This window comes from Kitasatospora sp. NPDC091257 (genome assembly GCF_044757675.1).
GTDB classification, from domain to species: Bacteria; Actinomycetota; Actinomycetes; order Streptomycetales; family Streptomycetaceae; genus Kitasatospora; species Kitasatospora lactacystinica.
Genome location: NZ_JBIVVI010000145.1, coordinates 1 through 11186 on the forward strand (window position 1 = coordinate 1; position 11186 = coordinate 11186).

The window sequence follows — 11186 nt, forward strand, 5'->3', positions numbered from 1 at the left end:
CAGCCCGGTGTGGGCGACACCGTACGGGTCCTCCCCGGGGCCGAGGATCTCCTCCTGCTCGGCGCGGCCGTACTGCGCGAGCCGTTCGACCACCGGCGGCCCGGCGGGGTGCGGCCCGGGCGAGAAACGATCATCCATCCCGCCATGCTCTCCTCCTGCCAGGGCCTTTAACCAGTCCCTTCCCAGCCACTCGGTCCGACGGCCGTCCCGGTGCCGCGCCGCTGTGGCAGCATGCCCCTCATGCAGCAGCCCACCGACCAGGCGGCCGCCGACCTCGCCGCACCGCTGCCCGGCCCGCCGCTGCACCTGCCCCGCCCGGTCCGCGCCCTCGCGCCGACCGCCCTGGTGCTGCTGGTCCTCGTCCCCCTCGCCGCCAACGACCCGGACGTGGGCCCGACCGCCTCGCCGGGGACCAACGCGGGCCTGATGGCGCTCGGCGCGCTCGCCCTGGCCCTGCGGCGCCGGCACCCGGCCGCGGTCACCGCGGTCACCCTGCTGAGCGGCCAACTCCCGCTGGCCGTCGCCCTCTACGGGCTGGCCGCGCGGCGCGGCCGGACCGCGCCGGTGTACGTCCTGGCGGCACTGGCCGGACTGCGGCTGCTCGTCCCGTTCGACCTCGGGGACGTCGACGCCCCGTCCGAGCTCGCCAACCTGATCGAGGACCCGCTGGTCTTCGGCGCCGTGCCGCTCGCCCTCGGGCTGACCTCCCACCAGCGCGCCCGCACCGTCGCCGTGCTGGCCGAACGCAACCGGCTGCTCGGCGAGCGCAACCGGCTGCTGGAGGAGGCCCGCCGGCACGCCGAGGAGCGCGCGGTGGCCGCCGAACGCGCCCGGCTCGCGCGGGAGATGCACGACGTGGTGTCCAACCGGGTCTCGCTGATCACCCTGCACGCGGGCGCCGGGCAGGTCGCCCGGGCCGAGGACCCGGCCGCCGTCCGGGAGACCCTCGGCCTGATCCGCGCCCTCGGCCTCCAGGCGCTCACCGAACTGCGCGGCCTGCTGGGCGTGCTGACCACCTCCGCCGAACAGGCGCCCTCGCTGCGCGGGCTGCCCGCCCTGGTCGAGGAGTCCCGGCTGGCCGGACTGGCGGTCGGGCTGACCGTCAGCGGACCGGACGAGGGGCTGCCCGACCCGGTGCCCGCCGTGCAGTACGCGGCCTACCGGATCGTCCAGGAGGCGCTGACCAACGCGCACAAGCACGCCCCGGCCGCCGAGGTGGCCGTCACCGTCGAGGTCGCACCGGACGGGCTGCGCCTGACGGTGGTCAACTCCCCCGCCGCCGACGGGGACACCGAAGCCGCCGGCGGGCGGGCCGATCACCCGGAACTGCCCTCCGGCGGCCACGGCCTGCACGGCATGCACACCCGGGCCGGCGACCTCGGCGGCACCCTGCACGCCGGGCCGACGCCCGAGGGCGGCTTCGCCGTCCGGGCCCGGCTGCCGCTCGGCGCCGCCTGAACGGAGAGGCGCTGCCCGAACGGAGAAGTGGCGCCCGATCGGAGAGGTGCCGCCCGGGCCGGGCCTGCCCGGTCCGGCGTCAGACCGTCGCGCGCCGCGCCAGCTCCGCCCAGACCTCGTCCACCCGCGCCTCCAGCTCCGCCAGGCCGCCGCTGTTGTCGATCACCAGGTCCGCGATCGCCAGCCGGTCCTCCCGCGAGGCCTGCGCGGCCATCCGGGCCCGGGCCTCCTCCTCGGCCATCCCGCGCAACCGCACCAGCCGGTCCAGCCGCACCTCGTCGGCCGCGTCCACCACCACGACCAGGTCGTACAGCGGCGCCAGGCCGTTCTCGGCCAGCAGCGGCACGTCGTGCACCACGACCGCGTCCGGCGCGGCCGCCGCCTCCAGCTCGGCGGAGCGGGCCCGCACCAGCGGGTGGACGATCGCGTTCAGCGCCTTCAGCCGCTCCGGGTCGGCGAACACGACCGCCCCGAGCGCCGGACGGTCCAGCGCGCCGTCCTCCCGCAGCACCTGCGGTCCGAACTCGGCGACCACGGCCGCCAGACCGTCCGTTCCGGGGGCGACCACCTCGCGGGCGATCACGTCCGAGTCCACGATCACCGCGTCGCGCGCGGCGAACAGCCGGGACACCTCGCTCTTGCCCGCGCCGATGCCACCCGTCAGTCCGATCTTCAGCATGGCGTCAGGCTACCGGCGCGGCACCGGGCCCGTCAGTACGGGCCACGGACGAGGAGCACCGTCGGCACGGGCCACCGACGAGGAACACCGTCGGCGCGGGCCACCGGCGGGCAAGGCCGTCAGCCCAGCTCCAGGCTCTCGCCCTCCCCCAGCACCGTCAGCTCCGCGCCCGTGCCCGGCCCCTGCGGCCCGACCAGCCGGGTCTGCACCGCGAAGCCGATCGGGCTGAGCACCGCCTCGTGCACCGGCACCGCCTGGCGCGGCCCGGCCTCCCGGACGTAGTCGATCACCTCGGAGGCCTTGCTCCAGGGCGCCGCGAGCGGCAGCAGCAGGGTGTCCACGGCGTGCGGCGGCACGGTGAACGCGTCACCGGGGTGGAACAGCCGGCCGTCGAAGAGGAAGCCGATGTTCTGCACCCGCGGGATGTCCGGGTGGATCTCCGCGTGCCACTCGCCGTGCACCGAGACGCCCAGCCCGCCGATCTCGAAGGCGTCGCCCTCGCCGACCGCCTCGATCCGCTGCGCCACGCCGTCCAGCTGGGCGGCGACGGCCCGGTTGGTCCACACCCGCAGGGCCGGGTCGGCCTCCAGCGCGGCGCGCAGCCGGGACTCCTCGAAGTGGTCCATGTGCTCGTGGGTGATCAGGACGGCGTCCGCCCCGGCCAGTGCGGCGGGGTCGGTGAACGATCCCGGATCGACGACGACGGTGGTGCCGCCGTGCTCGACGCGTACGCAGGCGTGTCCGAACTTGGTGATTCGCATGGCAAAAACCATACAGCAATGCTGTACAGCCTTGCTGCATGAATTGCCGATAGACTTCTCCCATGCCCAGCGAAGCCCCGCACCCGGACACCCTGGAACTCGCCGCCGACCTGCGCGCCGCCCTCGGCACCCTGGTCCGCTCCCTGCGCACCGACGACGAACTGCCGCAGAACCAGGCCGCCGTCCTCGGCCTGCTGGTCCGCGACGAGCTCTCCTGCACCGTCGCCGAACTCGCCGCGCTCCAGCGGGTCCGCCACCAGTCGATGGCCCGCACCGTCGCACTGATGACCGAGGCCGGGCTGGTCACCCAGCAGCCCCACCCCACCGACGGCCGCAAACTGCTGGTCGCCGCCACCGAGGCCGGCCGCGACGCGCTGCTCGACCAGCGCGCGCGCCGCGAACACCTGATCGCCACCGCGATCGAGTCCCGCCTCGACCCCGCCGAACAGGACCGGCTCCGCTCGGCGGTCGACCTGCTACGCCGGCTGGGCTGAACCCACCAGACCCTTGGGCACACCGCCCCCGGACCCGACAACCTCGGATCCGGCACTCTCGGACCCGACGCCGTCCGACCCGACGGCCTCGACCCCGACGCCGTCCGACCCGGCACTCTCCGACCCGGTCCCGGCGCGCGGCACCGGGAGCACCGCCGGCTCGATCTCCGGCAGGTCGACGTGCTCGCTCAGCCCGAACCGCCGGTGCAGTCGCCGCAGCGGGCCGGGCGCCCACCAGTTGAACTCGCCGAACAGGCTCATCGCGGCGGGCACCAGCAGGCAGCGCACCAGGGTGGCGTCCACCGCGACGGCGACGGCCAGCGCGATGCCCATCTGCTTGACCATCAGCATGTCCCCGAGCGCGAACCCGGCGAAGACGATCACCATCAGCAGCGCCGCCGAGGTGATGATCCGACCACTGCGCTGCACGCCCAGCTCCACCGCCCGGACACAGTCGTGCCCGCGCAGGGTCAGCTCCCTGATCCGGGAGAGCAGGAACACCTCGTAGTCCATCGACAGCCCGAAGGCGAAGGCGAAGACCAGCACCGGGATGAAGGTCTCCAGCCCGCCGGTCGGGCTGAACCCGAGCAGCCCGCTGAACCAGCCGTCCTGGAACACCAGGGTGAGCGCGCCGAGCGAGGCGCCCAGCGAGAGCAGGTTCATCAGCAGCGCCTTGACCGGCATCACCACCGAGCCGGTCATCAGGAAGAGCAGCACCAGGGTGCCGACCGCGACCAGCCCGAGCGCCCACGGTCCGCGCGAGAGCAGCTCGTCCTGGAAGTCCACCACCGAGGCCGCGCCGCCGGTGACGTAGGTGGTCAGCCCGCCGCGGTCGGCCCGCAGCTCCTCCACCACCTGCTTGGCCTGCCCGCCCTGCGGGTCCCCGTGCACCAGCACGTCGATCGTGGAGACCGCGTCGCCCACCGGCGACACCGCCCGCACCCCGCTCACCCCGGGCAGCTGGGCGACCACGTCGTCCGCGTACGCCTGCGCCACCGACGCCCCGCCCTCGACCACCACGGTGATCGGTGCGGCCGAGGCCTGCGGGAAGCGCTGGTCGATCGTCTCGGCGACCTGCCGCCCGGCCGAGGAGGCGGGCAGCACCGCGGCGCCGGAGTTGCGCATGTCGGCGTGGAGGAACGGCGCGCCGGCCGCCATCAGCAGCGCCACCGAGGCGAGGGTGACCGCCACCGCCCGCTTGCGCACCCGGCGCACGGTCCGGCTGAAGAACCCCTCGTCCGCCACGGGCGCGGCGGGTGTCCTGATCCGCGCGCCGGCGAAGCCGAGCAGAGCGGGGATCAGGGTCAGCGCGGCGGCGACGGCGATCACCACCACGCTCACCCCGGCGGCCGCCACCGCGCCGAGCACCGGGCTGGTGAAGACGAACAGTCCGGAGAGCGCGACGGCGACGGTCAGCCCGGAGAAGGCCACGGTGCGTCCGGCGGTCGCCGCGGTCCGTTCGACGGCGGCGGCGATGTCCGCGCCGTGGCCGCGTTCCTCGCGGAAACGATTCACCATGAGCAGCGCGTAGTCGATCGAGAGCCCGAGCCCCAGCACCGTGGCGATCGGCAGCACGCTGGTGTCGATGTCCATGATCCGGCTGAAACCGAACATGGCCAGCAGCGCGCCGCCCACCGAGGCGACCGCCCCGATCACCGGCAGCGAGGCCGCCGCCAGCCCGCCGAAGACCAGCACCATGACGATCAGCGTGAGCGGCAGCGTCACGATCTCGCCGAACCGGGTGTCCTTCTCGGTCTGCTGCTTGACCTCCTGCTGGAGCACCAGGTCCCCGCCGACCGTGACATGGGCGCCGCCCGCCCCGTTCAGCGCGCCGAGCCGCTCGGTGACGGCGTCGGTCTGGGCGGTGCTCGCGGTGTCGGCCATCCGCACGGTGACCAGGCTCGCCGTCCCGTCGGCGGAGCGCAGCGCGGCCGGCGCCGGGCCGGAGCCGTACGCGTCGAGCGCGGAGGAGACCCCCGGCAGGGCGGCGATCTCGGCGGTGGCCTTCTCGACGGCGGCCTTCACCGCCGGATCGTCCACCGGCCTGCCGTCCACCACGGCGGTCACGGTGCCCTTGGCCGGGTCGGCCGCGGCGACCACCGCACTGCCCCGGTCGGCCTCGGCGCTGGCGGAGGAGGCCCCGGCCACCGAGCCCTCGAAGACGCGTCCCCCGATCAGGACCCCGACCACCAGGACGACGGCCCACAGGCCGAGCACCCAGCGACGGTGGCGGAAGCAGAACCGGCCGAGGGCCGCGAGCCGGCCGCCGACCACGGCGGTGGGGGCGGAGGCAGAGGCGGAGGTGGGGGCGGAGGTGGGGGCGGGGGTGGCGAAAAAGGGGTTTCGCATGAAGGAGCCTTTCGGGCAGCTCCCCTCAATCTAGGTGCAACCCGAACTCCGGCCTATAGATGGGCAATGAGCCTCATCTCACACTTTCCTTCACATAAACCACACATAAGTCAAAGCGTGATAAGTCATGGCGAAAAACGAAATGGGCCCCACCCGGAAATCCGGGTGGGGCCCATCGTCTAGCTATCGGCTAGCGGGAAGCGAGAGCCTCAGCTCTGGCCACCGGCCAGCTTCTCGCGCAGAGCGGCCAGGGCCTCGTCGGAGGCCAGGGCGCCCGAGCCCTCGTCGCTGCTGGACGAGTAGGAACCACCGGCGGCAGCGGCGACGGCGTCGCCACCCTCCTCGGCGGCCTGGGCGTCGGCCTCGCGGCTCTTGATGACCTGGGCCTGGTGCTGCTCGAAGCGGGACTGCGCCTCGGCGTACTGGCGCTCCCACTCCTCGCGCTGCTTCTCGAAGCCGGGCAGCCAGTCGTTCGCCTCGGGGTCGAAGCCCTCCGGGTAGATGTAGTTGCCCTGGTCGTCGTACGAGGCGGCCATGCCGTACAGGGTCGGGTCGAACTCGACCTCGGCCGGGTTGGCACCCAGGGCCTCGTTGGCCTGCTTCAGCGACAGGCTGATGCGACGACGCTCGAGGTCGATGTCGATGACCTTGACGAAGATCTCGTCGCCGACCTGGACGACCTGCTCCGGGATCTCGACGTGGCGCTCGGCCAGCTCGGAGATGTGGACCAGACCCTCGATGCCCTCGTCCACGCGGACGAACGCACCGAACGGAACCAGCTTGGTGACCTTACCCGGGACGACCTGACCGATCTGGTGGGTCCGGGCGAACTGCTGCCACGGGTCCTCCTGGGTCGCCTTCAGCGACAGGGAGACGCGCTCGCGGTCCATGTCGACGTCGAGAACCTCGACGGTGACCTCCTGGCCGACCTCGACAACCTCGGACGGGTGGTCGATGTGCTTCCAGGACAGCTCGGAGACGTGCACGAGGCCGTCGACGCCACCCAGGTCCACGAAGGCACCGAAGTTGACGATCGAGGAGACGACGCCGGAGCGCACCTGGCCCTTCTGCAGGGTGGTGAGGAAGGTCTGGCGGACCTCGCTCTGGGTCTGCTCCAGCCAGGCACGGCGGGACAGGACCACGTTGTTGCGGTTCTTGTCCAGCTCGATGATCTTGGCCTCGAGCTCCTTGCCCACGTAGGGCTGGAGGTCGCGGACGCGACGCATCTCGACCAGCGAGGCGGGGAGGAAGCCCCGGAGGCCGATGTCGAGGATGAGACCACCCTTGACGACCTCGATGACGGTACCGGTGACGATGCCGTCCTCTTCCTTGATCTTCTCGATCGTGCCCCAGGCACGCTCGTACTGAGCGCGCTTCTTGGACAGGATGAGACGACCCTCCTTGTCCTCCTTCTGGAGAACCAGGGCCTCGATGTTGTCACCGACGGCGACGACCTCGTGCGGGTCAACGTCGTGCTTGATCGAGAGCTCGCGGGACGGGATGACGCCCTCGGTCTTGTAACCGATGTCGAGGAGAACCTCGTCACGGTCGACCTTCACGATGACGCCCTCGACGATGTCGCCATCGTTGAAGTACTTGATGGTCTCGTCGATGGCGGCGAGGAAGGCCTCCGCGTCGCCGATGTCGTTGACCGCGACCTGCGGGGTGGTGCTGAGGGAGGAGTCGGTGGGGCTCGTCATTAGGAAAAGGGCTCCGGTACGGACATGAAAGTCGTAGGTAATGCCACGCGGAGGGCCCGTATCGCTCCCACCGAAAGCCGGACAGCCAAGAACACGGCACACCGGGATTCCCGTACAACGAGAACCGGCGTCCGTCTTGCGACCGTGGGGTCTTCGACAGATGCGAGCGCGACCTGCTCCGTCCGAGGCGCGCAGGCCCGCAGCGCAACTTGTAGCATACGGGGACGGCCAGGCACGGTCAATGCCGAAGGACGGCAAGACGGTGGAGCCCGGTACGGATCAGGCCATATCCTCCGAATGCGCGCCTTGCGGCGACACCCGAAGGGGCCACGTCCCCGGATGCCACCGCCAGGATCCGGACCCTGACGGGCCGGTTCGCGGCAGCGGCGCTTCCGCATTCCATACCCTACGCGATGGGCATTGTCACCGTGGCCACCACCCCCCAGTCGGACCTGCACGATCTTGACACCTCCCCCGCGCGGGCCGAGGAGGAGGACGGCGACGACGCGATCCGCCGCGAGGCCGGCACCGGGGAGAGCAGCCGCGCCAGCCGGCACTGGTGGGACCGCAACGCCGACGAGTACCAGGACGAACACGGCGAGTTCCTCGGCGACGACCGCTTCACCTGGTGCCCCGAAGGCCTGGACGAGGCCGACGCCCGCCTGCTCGGCGAGGTGGCCGGCCGGGACGTCCTGGAGATCGGCGCCGGAGCCGCCCAGTGCTCCCGCTGGCTCGCCGCCCGGGGCGCCCGGCCGGTCGCCCTGGACATCTCCTACCGCCAGCTCCAGCACTCCCGCCGGATCGACCTCGGCCGCGGCACCGACCCCGTCGCCGTCGTCCAGGCCGACGCCGCCGTCCTGCCCTTCGCCGACGCCTCCTTCGACCTCGCCTGCTCCGCCTACGGCGCCGTCCCGTTCAGCGCCGACACCACCGCACTGATGCGCGAGGTCCACCGGGTGCTGCGGCCCGGCGGGCGCTGGGTGTTCTCGGTGACCCACCCGATCCGCTGGGCCTTCCCGGACGAGCCCGGCGTCGAGGGCCTCACCGCGGTGTCCTCCTACTTCGACCGCACCCCCTACGTCGAGCAGGACGAACAGGGCCGCGCCACCTACGTCGAACACCACCGCACCCTCGGCGACCGGGTCCGCGAACTCGTCACCGCCGGCTTCCGGCTGGTGGACCTGGTCGAGCCCGAGTGGCCGGCCGGACTGGAACAGGAGTGGGGCTGCTGGTCCCCGCTGCGCGGGCGGCTGATCCCCGGCACGGCGATCTTCGTCACCGAGCGGGGCTGAGCCCCTCCATGAACCCGGCCTGGCGCGAACTACCCGTCCGCACCGCCCTGCCCGCCCTGCACCGCGCGTTGGACGAACACGGCACCGCCGTCCTCGCCGCACCGCCCGGCACCGGCAAGACCACCCTGGTGCCGCTCGCCCTGGCCGGACTGCTCGATCCGGGCGGTCCGGTGCGCCGGGTGCTGGTCGCCGAGCCCCGCCGGCTCGCGGTACGGGCGGCCGCCCGGCGGATGGCCTGGCTGCTCGGCGAACCGGTCGGCGGCCGGATCGGCCACACCGTGCGCGGCGAGCGCACGGCGGGCCCGGACACCGTGGTCGAGGTGGTCACCACCGGCGTGCTGCTGCAACGGCTCCAGCGCGACCAGGAACTGCCCGGCGTGGACGTGGTGGTGCTCGACGAATGCCACGAACGGCACCTGGACGCCGACACCGCGCTCGCCTTCCTGCTCGACGTCCGGGCGGCACTGCGGCCCGAACTGCGGCTGGTCTGCGCCTCGGCCACCTCCGACACCGAGGCCTGGGCCGAACTGCTCGGCGGCGCGCCCGTGGTGGAGGCGCACGGGACGTCCCACCCGGTCGAGGCGGTCTGGGCGCCGCCGCCCCGCGCCGTCCGGCCCGCCCACGGCACCCGGGTGGACCAGGCCCTGCTCGACCACGTCGCCTCGACCGTCCGGCGGGCCCTGAACGAGCGCGACGGCGACGTGCTCTGCTTCCTGCCCGGCGTCGGCGAGATCGCCCGGGTCGCCGGGCAACTGGGCGGCGTCACGGCCGAGGTGCTGCAACTGCACGGCCGCGCCCCGCAGGCCGTCCAGGACGCCGCCCTCACCCCGTCCCCTTCACGGCGGGTCGTCCTCACCACCGCCGTCGCCGAGTCCAGCCTCACCGTGCCGGGCGTACGGGTCGTGGTCGACGCCGGACTGGCCCGCGAACCCCGCACCGACCACGCCCGCGGACTGGCCGGGCTGGTCACCGTCCGGGCCTCCCTCGCCGCCGCCCGCCAACGCGCCGGCCGCGCCGGACGCGAAGCCCCCGGCACCGTCTACCGCTGCTGGAACGAGGCCGAGGACGCCCTCGCCGCCCGCTTCCCCACCCCCGAGATCGCGCTCGCCGACCTCACCCCCTTCGCTCTCCAGGCCGCCTGCTGGGGCGACCCGGACGCCACCGGCCTCGCCCTGCCCGACGCCCCGCCCGCCGGGGCGATGGCCGCCGCCCGACAGACCCTCCAAGCCCTCGGCGCCGTGGACGCGGACGGGCGGGCCACGGCCCGCGGCGTCCGGCTCGCCCGCACCGGACTGCACCCCCGGCTCGGCCGCGCCCTGGTCGACGGCGCGGCGGCAGTCGGTGCGCGGCGGGCCGCCGAGGTGGTCGCGCTGCTCTCCGAAGAACCGCCGCGCGCGCTCGGCGACGACCTCGGCGCGGTCTGGCGGACGGTCCGCTCCTCCCGGGACCCCTACGCGGGCCGCTGGCGCGACGAGGTCCGCCGCCTCCTGCGCGGCGCCGGCTCCGAACCCGCCACCCAGCTCTCCGACGGCGCCGCCGCCGGCCTCGTCGTCGCCCTCGCCTTCCCCGAACGCATCGCCCGCGCCCGGGTCGACAAGCCCGCCCCCGGCGAGCGCAGCCCGTACCTGATGGCCTCCGGGACGGCCGCCGAACTCGCCCCCGGCACCACGCTCGGCGCCGTGCCCTGGCTCGCCGTCGCGGTCGCCGACCGCCCGGCGGGGTCGCACTCGGCCCGGGTACTGCACGCCGCGGCGCTGGACGAGGACACTGCTCTGGTCGCGGGTGCGGCGCTGCTGACCGCTCGTGAGGAGGTCCACTGGGACACCCGGCGCGGCGAGGTCGTCTCCCGCCGGGTGGAGTCGCTGGGCGCGATCGAGCTCGCGGAGAAGCCCCTCAACCGCCCCGACCGGGCGCTCGTCCGGTCAGCCCTCCTCGAAGGCCTCACCCGCGAGGGCATCAGCACCCTGCTGACGTTCCCCTCTGGCCTTCGCGAACGCCTCGCCTTCCTCCACACCGCCCTCGGCACCCCCTGGCCCGACGTCAGCGACGAGGCTCTGCTTGAGCGCGCCGACGAGTGGCTGGAGCCCGAACTCTCCCGCGCCCGCCGCCGCTCCGACCTCGCCCGGATTGATACGACGGCCGCCCTCCAGAGGCTCCTCCCCTGGGCCACCGGCGAGGCAGGCCGACTGGACGACCTCGCCCCCGAACGCATCACCGTGCCGTCAGGATCGAAGATACGAGTCGACTACACCACCGAACGCCCGGTGCTAGCGGTCAAGTTGCAAGAACTCTTCGGCTGGACCAAGACTCCCATCCTGGCCGGAGGACGCGTTCCGCTGACCATCCACCTGCTCTCCCCCGCCGGCCGCCCCGCCGCCGTCACCGGTGATTTGGAGAGCTTCTGGCGCGAGGGCTACCGCGCCGTCCGCGCTGATCTCAGGGGTCGTTACCCC

Annotated in this window: 8 protein-coding genes; 4 read left to right on the plus strand and 4 right to left on the minus strand. The window is 73.4% G+C overall.

Annotated elements, in window-relative coordinates; translation table 11 throughout:
• Positions 1-240: 240 nt before the first annotated feature.
• The gene (locus ACIQOV_RS09655) at positions 241-1458 is read left to right on the plus strand and encodes a sensor histidine kinase (protein WP_401046814.1); all 1218 of its coding nucleotides are present in this window, start codon (positions 241-243) and stop codon (positions 1456-1458) included.
• A 79-nt stretch (positions 1459-1537) separates the two neighbouring features.
• On the opposite strand, the gene coaE is transcribed toward ACIQOV_RS09655, so the two are convergent.
• Positions 1538-2137, minus strand: coding sequence for a dephospho-CoA kinase (gene coaE / locus ACIQOV_RS09660; RefSeq protein WP_401046817.1), 600 nt, complete (start codon positions 2135-2137; stop codon positions 1538-1540).
• A gap of 119 nt (positions 2138-2256) precedes the next feature.
• On the minus strand, positions 2257-2898 hold the full coding sequence (locus ACIQOV_RS09665) for an MBL fold metallo-hydrolase (protein WP_380545528.1): 642 nt from the start codon (positions 2896-2898) through the stop codon (positions 2257-2259).
• A 62-nt stretch (positions 2899-2960) separates the two neighbouring features.
• On the opposite strand from ACIQOV_RS09665, the gene ACIQOV_RS09670 reads away from it, so the two are divergent.
• Positions 2961-3392: a MarR family winged helix-turn-helix transcriptional regulator gene (locus tag ACIQOV_RS09670; protein ID WP_401046821.1), complete on the plus strand. Its 432-nt coding sequence runs from the start codon at positions 2961-2963 to the stop codon at positions 3390-3392.
• Here the strand turns inward: ACIQOV_RS09670 and ACIQOV_RS09675 are convergent.
• On the minus strand, positions 3375-5741 hold the full coding sequence (locus ACIQOV_RS09675; RefSeq protein ID WP_401046824.1) for an MMPL family transporter: 2367 nt from the start codon (positions 5739-5741) through the stop codon (positions 3375-3377). The two genes, ACIQOV_RS09670 and ACIQOV_RS09675, sit on opposite strands and share 18 nt — an antisense overlap.
• Positions 5742-5950: 209 nt before the next feature.
• Complete coding sequence (gene rpsA, locus ACIQOV_RS09680; RefSeq protein ID WP_049653883.1) at positions 5951-7441, minus strand: 30S ribosomal protein S1; 1491 nt, start codon at positions 7439-7441, stop codon at positions 5951-5953.
• Positions 7442-7854: 413 nt separating this feature from the next.
• Here rpsA and ACIQOV_RS09685 point away from each other — a divergent pair, with 413 nt between their 5' ends.
• Both ACIQOV_RS09685 and hrpB read left to right on the plus strand, forming a co-directional pair.
• The gene (locus tag ACIQOV_RS09685; protein ID WP_401046827.1) at positions 7855-8733 is read left to right on the plus strand and encodes a class I SAM-dependent methyltransferase; all 879 of its coding nucleotides are present in this window, start codon (positions 7855-7857) and stop codon (positions 8731-8733) included.
• An 8-nt stretch (positions 8734-8741) separates the two neighbouring features.
• The coding region (gene hrpB, locus ACIQOV_RS09690; RefSeq protein WP_401046830.1) for an ATP-dependent helicase HrpB at positions 8742-11186 on the plus strand (2445 nt) is incomplete at its 3' end.

Excerpts from the sequence above, each read along its gene's own strand:
- ACIQOV_RS09655 (WP_401046814.1), top strand. The coding sequence starts at position 241 with ATGCAGCAGCCCACCGACCAGGCGGCCGCCGACCTCGCCGCACCGCTG.
- coaE (WP_401046817.1), bottom strand. The coding sequence starts at position 2,137 with ATGCTGAAGATCGGACTGACGGGTGGCATCGGCGCGGGCAAGAGCGAG.
- ACIQOV_RS09665 (WP_380545528.1), bottom strand. The coding sequence starts at position 2,898 with ATGCGAATCACCAAGTTCGGACACGCCTGCGTACGCGTCGAGCACGGC.
- ACIQOV_RS09670 (WP_401046821.1), top strand. The coding sequence starts at position 2,961 with ATGCCCAGCGAAGCCCCGCACCCGGACACCCTGGAACTCGCCGCCGAC.
- ACIQOV_RS09675 (WP_401046824.1), bottom strand. The coding sequence starts at position 5,741 with ATGCGAAACCCCTTTTTCGCCACCCCCGCCCCCACCTCCGCCCCCACC.
- rpsA (WP_049653883.1), bottom strand. The coding sequence starts at position 7,441 with ATGACGAGCCCCACCGACTCCTCCCTCAGCACCACCCCGCAGGTCGCG.
- ACIQOV_RS09685 (WP_401046827.1), top strand. The coding sequence starts at position 7,855 with ATGGGCATTGTCACCGTGGCCACCACCCCCCAGTCGGACCTGCACGAT.